Genomic DNA, 19,131 nt, shown 5'->3' with positions numbered 1-19,131 from the left:
CATGAAAGAAAAGCAGTTGGATCTGATTTGCATGGGGCGGGTCGCGGTAGATCTCTACAGTCAGCAGATTGGCGCACGGCTGGAAGATGCCAGCAGCTTCGCCCGCTATCTTGGCGGCTCGTCCGGCAATGTTGCCTACGGCACCGCACGGCAGGGGCTGAAATCTTCTATGCTGGCGCGCGTTGGCGACGAACACATGGGGCGCTTTCTGCGTGAAGAACTTAGCCAGGTTGGCTGCGATACCAGCCATTTAATCACCGACCAGGAGCGGCTGACGGCGCTGGTGCTGTTAGGCATCAAAGATCGCGACACCTTTCCGCTGATCTTTTACCGCGACAACTGCGCCGACATGGCCATTACGGCGGACGATGTCAGCGAAGAGTACATTGCCTCCGCCCGCTGCCTGGCTATCACCGGCACGCATCTCTCAAACCCGCGTACCCGGGAGGCGGTGCTGACCGCGCTGAGCTATGCCCGCCGGAACGATGTGCGCACCGTGCTGGATATTGATTACCGCCCGGTGCTGTGGGGGCTGACGTCTCTTGGCGACGGCGAGACGCGTTTTGTTGAAGCCGAGCAGGTCACAAAACAGCTGCAATCGGTTCTGCATCTTTTTGACGTTATCGTCGGTACTGAAGAAGAATTTCACATTGCGGGCGGGTCAACCGACACCCTGGCGGCGCTGAAAAAAGTGCGGCAGAACACCGAGGCGACGCTGGTCTGTAAGCGTGGCGCGCAAGGTTGCTCCGTCTTCCTCGGGCTGATTCCTGATTCCCTGGACGGCGGGATCAACGTTAGCGGCGTGCGGGTGGAAGTGCTCAACGTGCTGGGCGCGGGGGACGCGTTCATGTCCGGACTGCTGCGCGGCTACCTTAATGACGAAGGCTGGGAGCTGGCCTGCCGCTATGCCAATGCCTGCGGCGCGCTGGTGGTTTCACGCCACGGCTGCGCCCCGGCGATGCCGAGCAAAATCGAGCTGGATGATTACCTGTCGCGTGAACATCAGGTGCCTCGCCCGGATCTCGACCCACGTCTGAACCATCTGCACCGCGTCACCACGCGCCGCCGTCAGTGGCCGGAACTCTGCGTGATGGCGTTCGACCATCGCAGCCAACTGGAAGAGATGGCGCTGAAAAGCGGCGCGGATTTACGCCGTATTCCGGTGCTGAAACAGCTGATTCTGCAGGCCAGCCGCGAAGCCGCACAGCGCGCTGAACTGGAGGGCAAGGCCGGGCTGCTGTGCGACGGTACTTTCGGCCAGGATGCGCTGAATTCAATCACCGGTGAAGGCTGGTGGATTGGCCGTCCGATTGAGTTGCCCGGTTCGCGCCCGCTGGAGATGGAGCACGGCAATATCGGCTCGCAGCTGATTAGCTGGCCGCAGGAGCACATCGTTAAGTGCCTGGTCTTTTTCCACCCGGAAGATGCTCACGCGCTGCGCCTGGAGCAGGAGCAGAAGATTGCGGAGGTGTACCGCGCCTGCTGCCAGTCGGGCCACGAACTGCTGCTGGAAGTCATCCTGCCGGCGGATATGCCGCGCAGCGACGAGCTTTATCTCAGAGCGGTTTCCCGCTTCTACAACCTCGGTATTTACCCGGACTGGTGGAAGCTTCCGCCGCTGAGCAGCGCTGGCTGGGCGGCCATGAGCGAGCTGGTTGAGAAACGCGATCCCCACTGCCGTGGCGTGGTGATCCTCGGCCTGGATGCTCCAGTTGATGTGCTGCGCGAGGGGTTCAACGCTGCCGCTAACTACCCGATTGTGAAAGGCTTTGCGGTAGGACGCACGCTGTTTGGTGAAGCGTCGCAGGCCTGGTTAAAACGCGATATCGATGATGCGCAACTGGTGGCGCGCATCCGTGACAATTATCTGCGGCTGATCGCCCTGTGGCGCGAGCGCGGCCAGCATAAACAATAAGGAGAGCATTATGACCGTGCATTTAGGCATTAACCCGCTGACCTGGACCAATGACGATCTGCCTTCTTTGGGCGCCGACACGCCGCTGGAAACCTGTCTGAGCGAAGGCAGAGAGGCCGGGTTTGAAGGTTTTGAACTGGGGAATAAGTTCCCGCGAGAGGCTGGCGTGCTGGGGCCGATTCTCGATAAGCATGATTTGAAGCTGGTCTCCGGCTGGTATTCCGGCCGCTTGCTGGAGCGCACCGTTGAGGAGGAAATCGAGGCCGTGCAGCCTCACCTGACGCTGTTGCGCGAGCTGGGCGCGAAGGTGTTGGTCTTTGCCGAAGTCACCCACTGTATTCACGGGGAGCAGCAAACCCCGGTGCATTTACGACCTCGTTTCCCCGTCGAGCGCTGGCAGGAATACGGCGAAAAGCTTACCGCCTTCGCCCGTTATACCCAGCAGCAGGGCGTGCAAATTGCCTATCACCACCACATGGGGACGGTGATTGAGAGCGCGGATGACGTCAATAACTTGATGATTCATACCGGGCCGGAAGTCGGGCTGCTGCTGGACACCGGGCACCTGACTTTTGCGGGAGCCGATCCGCTGGCGGTGGCCGAGCGTTGGATCTCTCGTATTAACCATGTGCACTGCAAAGACGTGCGCGCTGGGGTGCTGGCGGATGTGAAAAACCGTAAAACCAGCTTCCTGGATGCGGTACTGAGCGGCGTGTTTACCGTGCCGGGCGACGGCTGCGTGAACTACCCGCCGATCATGGCGCTGCTGAAAAAACATGGTTATCAGGGGTGGCTGGTTGTCGAGGCCGAGCAAGATCCGGCGGTGGCACACCCGATGACCTACGCGCGGCTGGGCTACGCTAACCTGAGCCGTTTTGCTCGCGAAGCCGGGCTGATTTAAGGAGGGAGCATGGCCGAATTACTTTCCCGCTGGCAACAGCCAGACTCGCAGGGGCAGACGCAGCATATCACGCCGGAAAACGCGGGCTGGGGCTACGTGGGATTTGCCGCTTATCAGCTTCAGGAAGGGCAAGTGCTGGAGCTGCCGGCCGTGGACGAGGAGCGCTGCCTGGTTCTGGTCGCAGGCCGCGCGACGGTGGACACGCCTCTCGCTCGCTTTCCTGAAATAGGGGATCGCATGAGCCCGTTTGAGCGCCGCAAGCCCTGGGCCGTGTACGTGACGTCCGGTGAGGCGGTAAAGGTTCAGGCGCTCACCGCGCTCGAACTGGCCGTTTGCTCCGCGCCAGGCAAAGGGACTTATGCCACGCGACTTATTGCCCCACAGGATATTGATGCCGAAGCGCGCGGCAAAGGCCACAACCAGCGCTATGTCCACAATATCCTCCCGGAGGATAAGCCCGCCGACAGTCTGCTGGTGGTGGAGGTGTACACCAACGAGGGCTGCACCAGCTCATACCCGAGCCACAAGCACGATACCGATAACCCGCCCAACGAGACTTATCTTGAAGAGACCTATTATCACCGGCTCAACCCGTCGCAGGGGTTCTGTTTGCAGCGCGTTTACACCGATGACCGCGCGCTGGATGAGTGCATGGCGGTGTACGACAAAGACGTGGTGAAAGTGCCGAAGGGCTACCATCCGGTGGCCACGATGGCCGGGTACGACAGCTATTACCTGAACGTGATGGCGGGGCCGGTACGCAAGTGGATGTTTACCTGGGAGAAAGATCACGCCTGGGTGAACGGCAGCGAGTACGGCACTCAGCCGAAGTAACAGGCCGATAGACCAAAAAGGCTGCCCGATGAGGCAGCCTTTTTCTTTGGAGGCACGGCCAGAGATATATAGCTTTTGGCGCTGGCATATAGCGTTACATTATCACCGGCTGTTACCCGGAATGTTATTTTAGACGTATCTGGCACAGAAAAAGTGACCGCCGATAGCGTCACCTGCCGCAGGCTTTTCCCCCTAAAAGATGTTCCGGAGTCAAGGTTATGAGCGACAGCTTTCGTCAGTTAACCGCTGAAGATACCGCGATTTATTATCCACTGGTGCATGAGGCATATGCCTCCGCGCGCGAGCTGGGCATTAAGTTCGATGCCGCCAGCGCCGATGCGGAAAAAATGCAGGCCCACATCAATAGCCACGCCGTTTATGGCATGTTCCGCGACGGCGAGCTTATCGCGTCGGTCACGCTCCGTTACCCGTGGGGGCCGCTGCCGGGGCCGTTTGGCCTGCCGCATATCGGCTGGTTTGCCACCGCCCCGCGGCTTCGGGGCCAGCGCCTTGGCGCCCGGTTACTCGACTGGCTTGAGCAGGCCGTACTACACCGGGAGCTACGCGCGCCCGCTTATTCACTGGGCACCGCCGAGAGCCATCCCTGGTTGATTCAGCTCTACCGCTCGCTGGGATTTGAAACAGTCAGTACCAAAGATCTCGGTAAAGGCCACATCACCGTTTATATGCAGAAAACCATTAGCCCCAGACAGCCCGCTTTCGAGCGATGTTTCAGGAGGACATAAGATGAAAGAGCTTCTCGCCGAACACCGGCCACTGGCCGAACAGATTCAGGCTTTCCGCCACGATATGCATCGCTTCCCCGAGTTATCCAATCAGGAATTCGAAACCACTAAAAAAATTCGGGCTGCCCTGGGCGAGGCCGGAATCCGCGTGCTTGATTTGCCGTTAAAGACGGGCCTGGTTGCGGAGGTCGGTGGTTTTCAGCCGGGGCCGTTAGTGGTCCTGCGTTCTGACATTGACGCACTGCCCATTGAAGAAGAGTCCGGCGTGGCGTTCAGTTCTCAGCACAAAGGCGTAATGCATGCCTGTGGGCACGATTTTCATACGTCAGCCGCATTAGGGGCAGCCATTTTGCTTCGCCAGCAGGAGGAGCGCCTGCCCGGGAGAGTGCGAATTCTTTTCCAGGCGGCGGAAGAAACGGGCCTTGGAGCCCCGGAGCTGATCGCCACAGGCGCCCTGGATGACGCGGCGGTTATTTTTGGCATTCATAACGATCCTACCCTGCCGGTGGGCGTGCTGGGCGGCAAAGACGGGGCGTTAACGGCGGGCGTCGATCGTTTCGAAATTAAGATCGCGGCCAAAGGTGCCCACGCCGCCAAACCTCACGAAGGCAACGATCCGATCGTGATAGTCAGCCAGATAGTGACTGCGGCGCAGACGCTGATCAGCCGTAATCTGCCGTCCGAACAGAATGCGGTTGTTTCTATCACGCAGATCCACAGCGGCAGCACATGGAACGTTATTCCTGACACCGCTTATATGGAGGGAACGGTGCGCACCTTCAACGCGCAGGCGCGTGAACTGATTGAAAAGCGTTTCCGTGCTTTGCTGAATGGCCTTGCGGTGGCGTTTGACGCCCAAATTGAGTTTCTGTGGCACGCGGGGCCGCCTTCGGTGGTCAACACGCCCGAATGGGTGGCGTTTGCCCTGGCGCAGGCGAGTGAGGTGGGTTTTGAGGCTCGCCGGGTTGAAGCGAGCCCCATCGGGGAAGATTTTTCGTTCTATCAGCAGAAGGTGCCCGGTACTTTCATGATGGTCGGCTCCGGCGGGCCCTGGGCGCTGCACCACCCTAAATTCAGGGTGGATGACAACGCGCTGTTCCCGACCGCCCAGTATCTGGCGCAGCTGGCGGAGAAGGCGCTGGAAAAACTGTCTTAGCTTTATGCGCCTGAGCTACCTTAGCGTGGCGCAGGCGCGCGCTATTCGCCTGCCGGCTTCTACAACCGTGTCGAAGTCGGTGGCAATGGAAAGCCGGAAATAGGGAGAAAGCCCGTAGGCGCTTCCCGCCACGCCTGAAACACCGTTTTCCAGCAATAAGTGCATCACATCCTCTTCATGTTCAAGGCGTTTACCGTTCGCTTTCACCCTGCCGAGCAAACCTGCGACGCGGATAAAAACAAAGAATGCCCCTTCAGGCTGGAGAAGTTCCAGCCCTTCAACCGGTCGCAAAATATCGACCAGGGCATCACGCCGCGCCTGATAAGCGGCCACCTGCTGCGGCAGGAAATCCAGCCCACCGTTAAACGCGGCGGCCGCAGCGGCCTGGCTGACGGCGCTTGCGCCGGAGCTAATTTGCGATTGCACCACCGCGAGCTGATGCGCCAGCGGCACGGGGGCAGCGCCATAGCCGATACGCCAGCCCGTCATGGCATAGGTTTTGGAGACGCCGCCGACCAGCAGCGTGCGCTGCCGCAGATCTGGCGCAACGTTGAGCAGGTTTACGTGCTGGCGAGCGTCGAACAGGATGTGCTCATACAATTCGTCCAGCAGGATCCAGACTTGCGGGTGCTGGCGCAGAACGTCGGCCAGCGCCTCAAGCTCTTGCGGGCTATAAACCATGCCAGAAGGATTGCCGGGATTATTCAGCACCAGCCAGCGGGTGCGGGGCGTGATGGCTTGCTCAAGCTGGGCCGGGAGCAGCTTGTAGTGCTGTTCCAGCGGGCAGGCAAGAATGACGGCTTCTCCGCCGTTAAAGCGGACGCTATCCGGGAACGTCGGCCAGTAGGGGGCGGGCACCAGAACTTCATCCCCGTCATCAAGCGTGGCGGCGAAAGCATTGAAGATTATCTGCTTGGCCCCGTTGGCGATGACGATTTCGTCGCTGGTGAAGTCGAGATTATTCTCGCGCAGAAGCTTGGCCTGAACGGCTTTCCGCAGTAGTAAAGTCCCCTGCGTTGGCGTATAGCGGGTTTGCCCCTCTTCCATTGCCTGCCACGCGGCTTCACGAATGTGGCGCGGCGTGTCGAAATCAGGTTCGCCGGTCGTCAGGTCGAGGATGTCCACGCCATCGGCCTTCAACTGGCGGGTTAAATCTCTTGCCGCCGCGTTGGCCGATAGCGTCACCCGCTGGACTCGCTGTGAAAGTTTCATCCTGGTTACACCACCGGCAGGCCAAGGTTCTCACGCAGCGTCGCGTGTTCATACTCGGCCGGATACAGGCCCCGACGACGCAGTTCAGGCATGACCAGCTCAACGAACAGATCCAACTGCTCCGGCATGACGGCGGGCATGATGTTGAAGCCGTCCGCGCCGCCTTGCTCAAGCCAAAGCTGGAAGTCGTCGGCAATATCGTCGGCGGTACCGACGATGACGCGGTGCCCGCGAGATCCGGCGGCAACGGCAGCCAGCTCGCGCAGCGTCAGGTTTTCGCGTTTTGCCAGGTCGGTCATCAGCTTCACGCGGCTTTGGTTACCTTCGCCCAGCGGTACTTCAGGCACGGGGCCATCCAGCGGGAAGGCTGACATGTCCATGCCAAAGCGCAGCGAAAGTTGTTTCAGGCCATTGTCTATATCCACCAGCGCATTTAGCGATTTCCAGAGTGCGGTCGCTTCTTCACGGGTGCGGCCAATAATCGGCATCACGCCGGGCATAATCACCACCTGGTCGGGGTTACGGCCTGCGGCTTTAACCTGGTTTTTTTGCGACTGATAAAACGCCTGCGCTTCTTCCAGGCTTGCTGCGGCCGTGAAGATGACCTCGGCGGTTTCTGCGGCTAGTTTCTGCCCGTCAGAGGACGAGCCGGCTTCGATGATCACCGGGCGTCCTTGCGGAGAGCGGGTGATATTGAGCGGCCCCTGCACCTGAAAATGTTCGCCCACATGGTTAATAGGCTGAATTTTCTCGTTCACAAAATACTGCCCGCTCTGTTTGTCCGGCTGGACCGCGCCTTCCTGCCAGCCTTCCCACAGCTTAAAAGCGACGTCCAGAAATTCACGGGCGCGGGCGTAGCGCTCGGCATGGTTTGGCATGTCATCGCGGCTGAAGTTTTTTGCCACATCGGCCGAGAAAGAAGTCACCACGTTCCATGCGGCGCGACCACGGCTAATGTGGTCCAGCGATGAGAAGCTGCGTGCCATGGTAAACGGGTCGCTAAAGGTTGTGGACGCGGTTGCCGCCAGACCAATGCGCCGAGTGTGGACGGCCAGGGCAGACAGCAGGGTCAGCGGCTCCAGGCGCGCCATGGTCGAAGGCAGGCGGTACATACTGGTGGCTAGCGCATCGCCGACAAAGAACAGGTCGAAGCGGCCTGCTTCGGCTTTTTTGGCAAGGGTAATCAGCCAGTCGATATCCGTCGGTGAACCAAGCTGCTCCGTGAGACGCCAGCCGCTAACGTGCTGGCCAACAGGTTGAACGAACAGGCCAAGACGCAGGCGTTTATTTGCGGTGAGAGTGTCGATGTTGTTCATAGTAAATTCAAAAATTGTCCTGAAGCGGCGGTGAAAAATGGTCGGTGGCAAGCAGCGCTTGTTCCAGCGAGTCTGGCGAGAGTGCAAACGGCAGCCGGGCAGCACTGGCCGCAGGGAAACTAAACTGTGTGGCTAACGCCCGGAATCTTTCTGCCCGGCTGCCGGTCAGTTCCGGGAGGCGCAGCGGGCTGCCGAAACGGCGCAGCAGCGCCACAAGTTCGTGGTCCGGCTCGCCGTTTTTTTGCTCAAGCAGGGACTGCACCAGCAGGCAGTAACCGACTTTTTCGCCGTGCAGCCAGGTATGTAATTCCGGCTGGTGGGTGAGTCGGTTATGAATGGCGTGGGCGACGCCGGGCGTGGGCAAATCATCACGCATGCTGTTAGCCAGCCCGGCTAACACGATATTCGCGTCAATAACGCGTTCCAGCGCAAAGCTCACTCGCTGCGCCTGGTTGTCTTCAACCGCCTCATCGCCCCACTGACGATAAGCCTCGACGGCACGCTGAGCGGCCATCACCTTAAGATCGAGTGCGAGGCTGTCGGGATTCTGGCGCTGATAAGGGCGGAATTCGTACCATTTTGCCAGGGCGTCAACAATGCCGGCTTTCAGGTAACGCGCGGGGCTGCTGGCAATCACTTCGCTGTCGACCAGAACCAGCGCCGGCATTTTCTTCAGCGGCTGGCTGCGCAGGTGCCCACCTTCGGCGTTGTAGATAATCGCCACCGGTGACCAGGCCGCACAGGTGGCTGCCAGCGTAGAAAAGTTGATGACGGAAACGTGCTCCAGCTTATCGCCAGCGGCTTTGGCGCAGTCGAGCACCCGCCCGCCGCCGATAGCCAGTATGGCGCTGGCACCTTGCTCAAACGTCTGTTCGCTAAGGCCGCTGATGGCCTCGTCGGTGCATTCCCCGGCAAGCCAGGTGACTTCCCAGCGGATCCCGTGGGCGTCGAGGCTCTGAGTCAGTTCTGGGTTTACGGCCTGCCAGGCTTTGGGGGAGGTAATAATGCGAATGTGGCTGGCAAGGGGCTTGACGTACTCGCCGACTTTGGCCCGCAGGCCGGGCCGTTGCAGATAGGCTTTGGGGGATTTGATCGCTAACACGTTTCTACCTTGATGAAATAGCCTGAATTCTTATTAACTTCTTAATAATAAAGGGGTAATTGTTTTTTGTTTTAGCGCTAAAGCCTTCCTGAATGGTACGGCAACGCGAAATTTAAGCAATGCATAATTAGGCGATTGCTATTCACAAATTTGCATAACCTTTGCCTGATTTCAGATATAGAAGGCGAGGGCTTTGTTGCTATTCTGCTGCGCTGTGCCACGCAATCTCTTCGAGGGTAAAAATGCAGAATAAGATGAGCCTGACCGCGTCGCTTAGCCAGTTGATTGCCAGCTCTCAGCCCGATCCCACCGTGCAGGAAAAAGCGCGGCAGGGGCTGCAGGATTTCTTTGCCGTGAGCTGGCCGGTGTTAACGCAGCAGGTCCCGGACAGCGGTTTGCCTGTTTTAAAGGCCGTTTATCAGGAGAGATCCCCGTCTGCTCTTGCCTTGCGGCTGGGGTATGCCGGACACGCGCTGGACTATGATGATTTTCACGCTGATTTTCGTGGCCATCCCGGCGTGGTGATTCTGCCGGCGCTGCTGGCCTGGGCGGGTGAGATGCCGGCGTTAAGCCTGGGGCACTTTTTTGACGCCTACGCGATTGGCGTTGAAGTGGCCGGGCGGCTGGGGCTGGCCGTCACGCAAAAGCACTACACGCTTGGCTACCACAACACGGCTTCCCTGGGGGCGCTTGCGGCCACGGCGGCCCTGGCACGTTTCACCGGCGCCACGGCAGAGCAGACGGCAATTGCGCTAGGGATAGCCGCAACCCAGGCCAGCGGGCTGCGCGCGCAGTTTGGTTCAGCGGTAAAGCCGCTCCATGCCGGACTGGCGGCAGAAAACGCGGTACGCGCCACGCAGCTGGCGCTGGCGGGTTTCGATGGCAAAGCGGAAGGGGTACTGGAAGCCTTCTTACACATTGGCAGCGGGAGCGAAGCCTTACCCGAGAAACTGCTGCAGGGGTGGGGGCAGCCGTGGCGCATTATCAGCCCGGGGCTTGAGTTTAAGCCGTTCGCAACCTGTGCCGGGACGCACAGTGCGGCGGAGGCCAGCCGTGAGATCCGCCGGCGCTGGCAGGCGGCAGGGCGGCCGGTTGCCGATCTGCTGCGCAGCATTGAGCGTATCACGGTGGCATTCCCGCCCGGCGGGGATATTGCGGCCTCAGTGCGCGTGCCGAAAAACGGTATAGAAGCGCGATTTAGCCTCGAATATGTCATCGCGGGGATGCTGATTTACAACGATTTAAGGATGGCTGATTTTGCCGAAGGTGACGTTAACGCAGAGATTATGCTCCTGGCGGAAAAAGTGGTACGCACCCCGGATGACAGCGCGCCGCCGGATGCCATTGACCCCGCCCGGCGCTTTCATGAAGTGACGCTTTATCTTAATAATGGCGAAACGCTACGCCAGCGCCGCACCCGTCAGCAGTCGCTGGCCACTCCGGTAAACGTGCTGGCTAAGCTTGAGGCTGCGAGTACACCCGATAAAACCAGCCTGTTTGCCCGCGTTTCCCGTCTGGAAAATGAAGAGGATTTGCGCCAGCTGATACTGGCGCTGAACGATGCGCTTTAGTTGCTATCAAAAAGCCCTTACAGCACGGTGGCGATGAAGTTGCGGACGCGCGCGTTGTTTGGGTCATCCAGCACTTGCTGAGTGGGACCGGCGGCGACAATTTTGCCGTTTTCCATAAACACGATATTGTCGGCAACTTCCCGTGCAAAGCCGATTTCGTGGGTCACAATCACCATGGTGATCCCGGAGTGGGCCAGCTGTTTGATGGCCTGTAATACTTCACCCACCAGTTCGGGATCCAGCGCGGAGGTGGGTTCGTCGAACAGCATCACGCCGGGGTCCATAGCCAGCGCCCGCGCAATCGCTACGCGTTGCTGTTGGCCGCCTGAAAGGTTCTGCGGCCACTCCTCTTCGCGCCCGGAAAGCCCGACCTGGCGTAAGAGCGCCCGCGCTTTTTCCGTGGCCTGCTGGCGGCTTTGGTTTTTCACCCGCACGGGCGCGTCGGTGATATTTTGCAGCACCGTGCGGTGAGGGAACAGGTTGAATTGCTGAAACACCATGCCAATTTCACTGCGCTGACGGGCGATTTCCCGGCTGCTGAGCTCGTGCAGGGCATTGCCTTTTTGTTTGTATCCTACCAGTTCGCCCCCGATACGAATCGTGCCGCCGTCCAGTTTTTCCAGGTGATTGATGCAGCGCAGCAGCGTCGATTTCCCTGAGCCCGATGGCCCAAGAATAACGGTGACCGAACCGGCGGGAATGTCCAGGTTGACCTCGTCAAGAACGGTCACGCCCGAAAAGTGTTTGGTGACCTTACGCAGGGTAATTGCCTCAGCCATGGCTGGTACTCCTTTCTCTGCGCTGCGGGGCAAAGCCATCGAGCAGTGTTTTTAGCAGGCTACGTTTCGCCCCACGGGTAATACCGCGGGAGAAATAGCGTTCAACATAATATTGGCCGACGGACAGCACCGAGGTGAGCAGCAAATACCAGAGCGTGGCGACCAGCAGCAGCGGGATAACCTCATACGTTCTTTGGTAGATAATCTGCGCGGAGAACAGCACATCCTGCAGCGAAATAACGGACACCACGGCGGTGGTTTTGAGCTGGCCGATAACTTCATTCCCGGCGGGAGGCAGGATAGCGCGCATGGCCTGCGGCAGGATGGTATGGCGGAAGATTTGCGCCGGACGGTAGCCAAGCGCTCTGGCGGCCTCCAGTTGCCCGTTGCTGACGCTCTGAATGCCCGCCCGCACTATCTCTGCCGCGTAGGCGGATTGGTGCATCACCAGGGCAATGACCGCCGCGCTAAACGGGCTGATTAGCGCGTTAGATTGTGCGCTCCAGAGTTCGCCTATTCCCGGAAGTGAGAGTGAAATCGTGGGATAAAGCGCGGCGATGTTATACCAAAGAAATAGCTGAACCAGCATCGGCACGCCGCGGAAAAACCACGTATAGCCCCAGCTCACGGCGACAAGTACCGGATTGGATGAGAGGCGCATTAACGCCAGAACGGTGCCGAAAGCAAAGCCCAGAACCACGGAAATAGCCGTTAGTTGCAGGGTCATTAACACGCCCTGCAAAATAGATGTTTCGGTAAAGCTTTGTGCGATAACGCCCCATTCAAAACGTGGGTTGTTGATCATCGAATGCGCCATGGCGACGACGCAAATCAACACCACCAACGCGCTTAGCCAGCGGCCATAATAGCGTTTACCGACAATGCGCAAATCGTCCGTACTGTCTGGTGACGGATTCATTTAAAGATCTCTTCATTACGTTTGGCTTCGGTGACGGCACCATAGCCAATGCCCCAGTTGTCGAGGATTTTCTGATAGCTGCCGTCTTTGATAAGCGAGTTCAGTGCGGCCTGTACCGCGGGTTCAAGCGCAGATCCCTTCGGGAAGGCAACGGAAACTGGCGCATCATTGACGGCAATTTCGCCGCTCATCGCCAGAGGTTTGATGAGCTTCACTTGCCAGGTCAGCCCTTCATAAGGACCAAAGAACATCGGGACGCGGCCGCTCACTACCGCCTGAACGCCTGCCGGGCGGTCCGGGAATACGGCAATTTTTATGGGCGGCTTGCCGGCGGCTTCACACGCTTTGCCGGCTTCTTCCAGACGGGTAATTTGCGTGGTGCCTGCGCCCGCGCCGACTTCTTTCCCACATACGGCGTCGAAGGTTTTAAACGGCGTGATGTTGGCGCTTTTCAGCGAAATAATGCCCAGCCTGCTGGCGTTGTAGTAGCCCACAAAATCAACCTGCTTCAGGCGCGCCTGGGTCGCGTTAATATTGGACAGCGCGACATCGTAGCGGCCCGTTTTCAGGCCTGGAATAATATTGTCGAACCCACCCGTGTCCCGCCACTGCACGGCCAGACCAAGCCTTTCGCCTACCGCGTTCATCACGTCAATTTCTCTGCCTGCCAGGGTTTTATTGTCTTCTTTGTAGAACGTGGTTGGCGGCGTATTGGGGTTGGTGCCCGCCACGATATACCCACGCTGGGCGATATCGGCAGGCAGCAAGCTTTTTAATGAGGGATCGGCTTTGACGTGCAGCGTGCTGTCTGTCGGCACCGCCGCTTCTGCCGCGAATGCTGAGTGAGTCGACATGGCGAGGGCCATAAGGGTCAGGCCTTTTGCTATTTTCACTGGGATTTTCTCCTGATATTAACGAATTACAGCTCCCCGCCTCGGGGGCAATATGCCCGGTGGAAACCCGGACTCAATGTTGAAAAACGTGTTTTCATTTTTAAATGCAGGAGCGCCCTACATCGTCGGCAGGGGCCATTCTCAGGGAATAACGGCGGGCTTAACAAATGCGAATAACGGATAACTATTTCTGTTAAATGGCAAAACGTTTTGCCGATGTGGTGTTTTAAAATTGGGGCGGTTAGCCGCTTCGTCTCTGCACAAAGTGAGTCGCAGAGGTGTATGATGATGACTTCTCTGTCAGGTTAATTTTAACGTGCAGACGACAATCAGCGTGACCTTTGCCGCCTGCCTGATTTAGGTTGGACACATGCATACAGGAACACCAGACAACGACGCGCCCTTCGGTACACTTTTAGGTTATGCGCCGGGCGGCGTGGCCATTTACTCTTCTAACTACGGTAGCCTTGACCCGCGTAATTACCCCGAAGAAGCTGAATTTCGCAGCTACATCGGCAACGAATATATGGGCCACAAGTGGCAGTGCGTAGAGTTCGCGCGCCGCTTCCTCTTCTTAAACTACGGCTTTGTGTTTACCGACGTTCACATGGCGTGGGAAATCTTCTCGCTGCGCTTTTTACGTCAGGTGGTGAATGACAATATTCTGCCGCTGCAGGCCTTTGCTAATGGCTCAAAACGGGCGCCGGAGGCGGGCGCGCTGCTTATCTGGCAGAAGGGCGGCGAGTTCCATGAAACCGGCCATGTCGCCGTGATTACTCAGCTTCTCGGCAATAAAGTGCGCATCGCCGAGCAGAACGTGGTTCATGCGCCGTTGCCCGCCGGACAACAATGGACGCGTGAGCTAACCCTGGTTGAGTACGACGGTTGTTACACGCTGGAGGATACTTTTGCCGACACGTCGATTCTTGGCTGGATGATCCAGACTGAAGATACTGCCCACAGCGAGCCACAGCCAGACATCGGCGGTGAAGCGTTAAAAATTGGTGGTGCTCGCCTGGCCAATAAGCGCCAGTTCGACGGCAAGTGGTTGAATGAAAAAGATGAACTCCAGCGGGCCTATATACAGGCCAATGGCCACATTATTAATCAAGATCCCTGCCAGTACTTCATTATCACCGAAAGCGCCGAGCAGGAGCTGATTAAGGCCACCAACGAGCTGCATCTGATGTATCTGCACGCTACGGACAAGGTGCTGAAAGATGACAATCTTCTGGCGCTGTTTGATATTCCAAAAATCCTCTGGCCTCGCCTGCGCCTTTCCTGGCAGTGGCGCCGCCACCAGATGGTCTCCGGCCGCATGGATTTTTGCATGGATGAGCGCGGGTTAAAGGTGTACGAATATAACGCCGATTCTGCCTCCTGCCACACCGAGAGCGGACTGATTCTTGAGGAGTGGGTTAAGACGGGCTATCGCGGTACCGGCCATAATCCGGCGGAAGGATTACTGGAGGAGCTAACCGGGGCCTGGAAGCACAGCAGCGCTCGCCCGTTTGTCCACATCATGCAGGACAATGACGCTGAAGAGGATTACCACGCGTTGTTCATGCAGCGTTCGCTGATGCAGGCCGGGTTTGAGATCAAAATATTGCACGGCCTTGGCGAGCTAAACTGGGATAGCGCCGGGCAGCTTATTGATAATGATGGCCGGGCGGTGAACTGCGTCTGGAAGACCTGGGCTTGGGAAACGGCAATTGAGCAAATTCGTGAGGTTAGCGAAACCGAGTATGCCGCCGTGCCAATCCGTACAGGTCATCCGCAGGGAGAAGTGCGCCTGATTGACGTATTACTTCGCCCGGAAGTGCTGGTGTTTGAGCCGCTGTGGACGGTTATCCCCGGCAACAAAGCCATTCTGCCGGTGCTCTGGCAGCTGTTCCCGAACCACCGTTACCTGCTGGATACGGATTTCGAGGTGAACGACCTGCTGGCAAAAACGGGTTACGCGGTGAAGCCGATAGCCGGGCGCTGCGGCAGCAATATCGATCTGGTAAGCCACCACGATGAACTGCTGGATAAAACCAGCGGCAAGTTCGTTGACCGCAAGAACATCTATCAGCAGCTGTGGTGCCTGCCGAAGGTGGATGGCAAATACATCCAGGTCTGCACTTTTACCGTGGGCGGCAGCTACGGCGGCACTTGTTTGCGTGGGGATGATTCGCTGGTGATTAAAAAAGAGAGCGATATCGAACCACTGATTGTGGTCAAAGACAGGTAGATTATTTAAATGGAAAATAGAGCCCCCTGTTATTGATGGGGCTCTTTATTTTTGTGATGTGATTATGCGATGAAAAAAATACTAACTATTGTTATAGGTCTTTTCACCTCTGGTGCGGCATTGGCCGAACAATGTACTGGCGTTCTGATTCGGGATACACAGATCAGCACTGGAGAAGCCGTAGCGGGTGGTGTATCCAGATATCCACTTAACTATGCAGAAAGAGGCAATTTATTATCTATCAGCATTAATGGCACTGATTTAGATTTTCAAACCACGCCTGTTTACAACGATAAGTGGAAGAAAAATGCCAAAATGCAGATGCGCACTGGATTAATTGATACTGGGGAATTTAGTGCTGAGGTAATAACCATCAAGGAAAGTAACAAGATGTCGGCTATTCAGCTGACGATAAAGAACGGTGACAAAGAACGAATAATTAGTGGGTCAAGATGCGGCGAATAATAAAACGTCGGGAACGTTTTTGAACAGCGCCTGCGCTGGCCTCTAAGGGGTGAGCCTCACGGATGAGGCGAATACTAAAACGTCGGGAACGTTTTTGAACAGCGCTTGCGCTGGCCCCAAAGGGGTGAGCCTCATGGATGAGGCGAATACTAAAACGTCGGGAACGTTTTTGAACAGCGCTTGCGCTGGCCCCGAAGGGGGGAGCCTCATGGATGAGGCGAATACTAAAACGGCAGGAACGTTTTTGAACAGCGCTTGCGCTGGCCCCGAAGGGGTGAGCCTCATGGATGAGGCGAATCATCGAACGTTAGTTCGATGCAGAGGCCGTATCGCCAAAAGCAAAAAACCAGCCCGTAGGCTGGTTCTTCTAAATAGTGGTGCCCGGACTCGGAATCGAACCAAGGACACGGGGATTTTCAATCCCCTGCTCTACCGACTGAGCTATCCGGGCAACGGGGCGCATTAAACCGTAAACCCTATTCCGCGTCAATGGCTTTGTTGCACCGTACGGTGCGTTTGCCTGATTTATGTGCGGGCTGTTACAGACTTCATGTTGAACCCCCTGGCAGAAGGTGCCATGATTGCGCCAGTTTTGTTATCCACTACGGGGCGCCTTGATGTTTACTCTCAATTCCCATGCATCTTTCGGGATGGCGCTCGTCCGTGCTGCTATTACCTTCCGAAGTCCCTTGCTCACCATGCGGTGAGGGCAACGCCTGCTCGCTGCAGGACATCAGTAAAATCAGGAGTCGCCTGGTTTTACTGATGTCTGGCGGTCGAAGTGGATTCACACCTAAGACCCTCAGAACGCCTTCGTTGGGGAATTTTCCCTTTGCCGTGCCGGTTGGCACTCACTCATCCTTGCAGACGGGGATTTGTGCTTATGAAATCACTGAAAATTGCCGCCAGCCACGACGTGGCTGCATTACTCTCCACGCATCGCGAAGTGGTCACGCTCGACGAGACCGACTTCACCGATGTGGCGGCAGTTGCCATCTCCGTTGCGGACAGCCGCAGCGGCATTCTGGCCTTGCTAAAACGCACGGGTTTTAATTTACCGGTATTTATTTTCAGTGAGGCCGCCGTTGACGGTTTGCCTGCGGTAACCGGCGTGATAACCGGAAAAGCCCAGGATTATCTGGAACTGGAAACCGCGGCCAGCGACTACGAAGAAGCGCTGTTGCCGCCGTTTTTCAACACGCTGACGAAGTACGTGGCGATGGACAACAGCACTTTTGCCTGTCCGGGTCACCAGCACGGCAAATTCTTCAAAAAACACCCGGCGGGCCGGCAGTTTTATGATTTCTTTGGCGAGAATGTGTTTCGTGCCGATATGTGCAACGCGGACGTCAAACTGGGGGATTTGCTTATCCACGAGGGCTCGGCCAAGCATGCCCAGAAGTTTGCCGCCAAAGTTTTCCACGCCGACAAAACCTACTTCGTGCTGAACGGTACCTCTGCGGCGAACAAAGTAGTGACCAATGCGCTGCTGACGCGTGGTGACCTGGTCCTGTTTGACCGCAACAACCATAAATCAAACCATCACGGGGCGCTCATCCAGGCCGGTGCGACGCCGGTTTATCTGGAAGCTTCACGTAATCCATTTGGTTTTATTGGCGGCATTGACGCGCACTGTTTTGATGAGAAATATCTTCGGGAGCTGATTGCGGAAGTGGCGCCTGAACGTGCTCAGGAGGCCAGGCCGTTCCGCCTGGCGGTTATCCAGCTCGGAACCTATGACGGCACCATTTATAACGCCCGTCAGGTGGTGGATAACATCGGGCATCTTTGTGATTACATCCTTTTTGATTCGGCGTGGGTCGGCTACGAGCAGTTTATTCCGATGATGGCTGATTGTTCACCACTGCTTCTGGAACTGAACGAAAACGATCCGGGGATCTTTGTTACCCAGTCGGTTCACAAGCAGCAGGCCGGATTCTCCCAGACTTCGCAGATCCATAAAAAAGACAATCACCTTCGCGGGCAGGCTCGCTTCTGCCCGCACAAGCGGCTGAACAATGCTTTTATGCTGCATGCCTCAACCAGCCCCTTCTACCCGCTGTTTGCCGCGCTGGATGTGAACGCCAAGATCCATGAAGGCGAAAGTGGTCGCCGCCTGTGGGCGGAATGCGTGGCGCTGGGCATTGAGGCGCGTAAGGCGATTATCGCTAACTGTAAGATGATTAAACCGTTTATTCCACCCGAAGTGGCTGGGCGCCCGTGGCAGGATCACCCCACGGAGAAGATCGCTCAGGAGCGCCGTTTCTTCAGCTTTGAGCCGGGTGAGCGCTGGCACGGCTTTGAGGGCTATGCGAAGGACGAATATTTTGTCGATCCCTGCAAGCTGCTGCTCACCACGCCGGGCATCGATCCGCAAACCGGCAGCTATACCGAGTTCGGCGTGCCTGCGGCGATCCTCGCTAATTATCTGCGTGAAAACGGGATTGTGCCTGAGAAATCGGATCTTAACTCGATCCTGTTCCTGCTCACCCCGGCGGAAAGCCACGAGAAGCTGGCTCAGCTGGTCGCCATGCTGGCACAGTTTGAGCAGCATATTGAGGACGACACGCCGCTGGCGGACGTGCTGCCAACGATTTATCAGAAATACCCGGTGCGCTATAAAGGCTACACGCTGCGCCAGCTTTGCCAGGAGATGCACGACCTGTACGTGAGCTTCGAGGTGAAAGAGTTGCAGAAAGCGATGTTCCGCAAGGAGAGCCTGCCTGCCGTGGTGATGAACCCGCAGGACGCCAACATCGAGTTTATTCGCGGCAACGTGGAGCTGGTGCGCCTGAGTGAATCCGAGGGACGCATCGCGGCGGAAGGCGCATTGCCTTATCCTCCGGGCGTGCTTTGCGTGGTACCGGGTGAAGTTTGGGGCGGGGCGGCGCTGCGCTACTTCCTGGCGCTGGAAGAGGGCGTGAATATGCTACCGGGTTTCTCTCCTGAGCTGCAGGGCGTGTACAGCGAGACGGATTCGGACGGCATTAAGCGGCTGTATGGCTATATGTTGAAGTAAGAGGAAATTGTCCCTCACCCAGCCCTCTCCCCAGGGGAGGAAGGAGCAAACAGGGGTTACGAAATGTAGT

General features: G+C 57.4%; 15 protein-coding genes and 1 tRNA gene. 9 read left to right on the top strand and 7 right to left on the bottom strand.

Annotated features, from left to right (window positions below; genetic code table 11):
- Position 1: 1 nt before the first annotated feature.
- From VW41_20245 to VW41_20225, 5 genes are all read left to right on the top strand, one after another.
- Entirely contained in the window at positions 2–1,915 is a 1,914-nt protein-coding gene (locus VW41_20245; GenBank protein ID AJZ91181.1) for a 5-dehydro-2-deoxygluconokinase, read from the top strand.
- Positions 1,916–1,925: 10 nt separating this feature from the next.
- Positions 1,926–2,816, top strand: coding sequence for a hypothetical protein (locus VW41_20240; protein ID AJZ91180.1), 891 nt, complete (start codon positions 1,926–1,928; stop codon positions 2,814–2,816).
- A 9-nt stretch (positions 2,817–2,825) separates the two neighbouring features.
- On the top strand, positions 2,826–3,650 hold the full coding sequence (locus VW41_20235) for a 5-deoxyglucuronate isomerase (GenBank protein ID AJZ91179.1): 825 nt from the start codon (positions 2,826–2,828) through the stop codon (positions 3,648–3,650).
- 218 nt (positions 3,651–3,868) lie between these two features.
- Positions 3,869–4,396 carry an acetyltransferase gene (locus tag VW41_20230; GenBank protein AJZ91178.1) on the top strand — a complete coding sequence of 176 codons (528 nt, stop codon included), beginning with the start codon at positions 3,869–3,871 and terminating at the stop codon, positions 4,394–4,396.
- 1 nt (position 4,397) lies between these two features.
- Positions 4,398–5,552: a hydrolase gene (locus VW41_20225; GenBank protein AJZ91177.1), complete on the top strand. Its 1,155-nt coding sequence runs from the start codon at positions 4,398–4,400 to the stop codon at positions 5,550–5,552.
- A 15-nt stretch (positions 5,553–5,567) separates the two neighbouring features.
- Here the strand turns inward: VW41_20225 and VW41_20220 are convergent, their stop codons facing one another.
- Genes VW41_20220 through VW41_20210 form a run of 3 tightly spaced genes read right to left on the bottom strand, consistent with a single transcriptional unit; the run spans position 5,568 to position 9,182 of the window.
- Positions 5,568–6,764 carry an aspartate aminotransferase gene (locus VW41_20220; GenBank protein AJZ91176.1) on the bottom strand — a complete coding sequence of 399 codons (1,197 nt, stop codon included), beginning with the start codon at positions 6,762–6,764 and terminating at the stop codon, positions 5,568–5,570.
- A gap of 5 nt (positions 6,765–6,769) precedes the next feature.
- Complete coding sequence (locus VW41_20215; GenBank protein ID AJZ92031.1) at positions 6,770–8,071, bottom strand: nitrilotriacetate monooxygenase; 1,302 nt, start codon at positions 8,069–8,071, stop codon at positions 6,770–6,772.
- Positions 8,072–8,087: 16 nt separating this feature from the next.
- Positions 8,088–9,182, bottom strand: coding sequence for a glycerol dehydrogenase (locus VW41_20210; protein ID AJZ91175.1), 1,095 nt, complete (start codon positions 9,180–9,182; stop codon positions 8,088–8,090).
- Between the two features lie 254 nt (positions 9,183–9,436).
- Between VW41_20210 and VW41_20205 the strand changes: the two genes are divergently transcribed.
- Complete coding sequence (locus tag VW41_20205) at positions 9,437–10,753, top strand: hypothetical protein (protein AJZ92030.1); 1,317 nt, start codon at positions 9,437–9,439, stop codon at positions 10,751–10,753.
- Between the two features lie 17 nt (positions 10,754–10,770).
- Here VW41_20205 and VW41_20200 read toward each other — a convergent pair whose 3' ends face one another.
- The 3 genes from VW41_20200 to VW41_20190 are packed head-to-tail and all read right to left on the bottom strand — an operon-like array spanning position 10,771 to position 13,344.
- On the bottom strand, positions 10,771–11,532 hold the full coding sequence (locus tag VW41_20200) for an arginine ABC transporter ATP-binding protein (GenBank protein ID AJZ91174.1): 762 nt from the start codon (positions 11,530–11,532) through the stop codon (positions 10,771–10,773).
- Entirely contained in the window at positions 11,525–12,451 is a 927-nt protein-coding gene (locus tag VW41_20195; protein AJZ91173.1) for an amino acid ABC transporter permease, read from the bottom strand. The genes VW41_20200 and VW41_20195 overlap by 8 nt, the downstream gene beginning before the upstream one ends.
- A complete protein-coding gene (locus VW41_20190; protein ID AJZ91172.1) occupies positions 12,448–13,344 on the bottom strand; it encodes an ABC transporter substrate-binding protein in 897 nt (298 codons plus the stop codon). Before VW41_20190 ends, VW41_20195 begins: the two co-directional genes overlap by 4 nt.
- A gap of 370 nt (positions 13,345–13,714) precedes the next feature.
- Here VW41_20190 and VW41_20185 point away from each other — a divergent pair, with 370 nt between their 5' ends.
- Complete coding sequence (locus VW41_20185) at positions 13,715–15,577, top strand: glutathionylspermidine synthase (GenBank protein ID AJZ91171.1); 1,863 nt, start codon at positions 13,715–13,717, stop codon at positions 15,575–15,577.
- A gap of 69 nt (positions 15,578–15,646) precedes the next feature.
- Entirely contained in the window at positions 15,647–16,042 is a 396-nt protein-coding gene (locus VW41_20180) for a hypothetical protein (GenBank protein ID AJZ91170.1), read from the top strand.
- Positions 16,043–16,417: 375 nt separating this feature from the next.
- Here the strand turns inward: VW41_20180 and VW41_20175 are convergent.
- Positions 16,418–16,493, bottom strand: a tRNA-Phe gene (locus VW41_20175).
- A 432-nt stretch (positions 16,494–16,925) separates the two neighbouring features.
- Between VW41_20175 and VW41_20170 the strand changes: the two genes are divergently transcribed.
- Complete coding sequence (locus VW41_20170; GenBank protein AJZ91169.1) at positions 16,926–19,061, top strand: ornithine decarboxylase; 2,136 nt, start codon at positions 16,926–16,928, stop codon at positions 19,059–19,061.
- The last annotated feature ends 70 nt before the right edge of the window (positions 19,062–19,131 follow it).

This window comes from Klebsiella michiganensis, assembly GCA_000963575.1.
In the GTDB taxonomy this organism is placed as follows: Bacteria; Pseudomonadota; Gammaproteobacteria; order Enterobacterales; family Enterobacteriaceae; genus Cedecea; species Cedecea michiganensis_A.
The sequence above is the reverse complement of the archived record's forward strand: the minus strand, read 5'-3'. Positions and strand labels throughout refer to the sequence as shown.

Coding starts and splice junctions, on each gene's coding strand:
- VW41_20245 (AJZ91181.1), top strand. CDS start 2: ATGAAAGAAAAGCAGTTGGATCTGATTTGCATGGGGCGGGTCGCGGTA.
- VW41_20240 (AJZ91180.1), top strand. CDS start 1,926: ATGACCGTGCATTTAGGCATTAACCCGCTGACCTGGACCAATGACGAT.
- VW41_20235 (AJZ91179.1), top strand. CDS start 2,826: ATGGCCGAATTACTTTCCCGCTGGCAACAGCCAGACTCGCAGGGGCAG.
- VW41_20230 (AJZ91178.1), top strand. CDS start 3,869: ATGAGCGACAGCTTTCGTCAGTTAACCGCTGAAGATACCGCGATTTAT.
- VW41_20225 (AJZ91177.1), top strand. CDS start 4,398: ATGAAAGAGCTTCTCGCCGAACACCGGCCACTGGCCGAACAGATTCAG.
- VW41_20220 (AJZ91176.1), bottom strand. CDS start 6,764: ATGAAACTTTCACAGCGAGTCCAGCGGGTGACGCTATCGGCCAACGCG.
- VW41_20205 (AJZ92030.1), top strand. CDS start 9,437: ATGAGCCTGACCGCGTCGCTTAGCCAGTTGATTGCCAGCTCTCAGCCC.
- VW41_20200 (AJZ91174.1), bottom strand. CDS start 11,532: ATGGCTGAGGCAATTACCCTGCGTAAGGTCACCAAACACTTTTCGGGC.
- VW41_20195 (AJZ91173.1), bottom strand. CDS start 12,451: ATGAATCCGTCACCAGACAGTACGGACGATTTGCGCATTGTCGGTAAA.
- VW41_20185 (AJZ91171.1), top strand. CDS start 13,715: ATGCATACAGGAACACCAGACAACGACGCGCCCTTCGGTACACTTTTA.
- VW41_20180 (AJZ91170.1), top strand. CDS start 15,647: ATGAAAAAAATACTAACTATTGTTATAGGTCTTTTCACCTCTGGTGCG.
- VW41_20170 (AJZ91169.1), top strand. CDS start 16,926: ATGAAATCACTGAAAATTGCCGCCAGCCACGACGTGGCTGCATTACTC.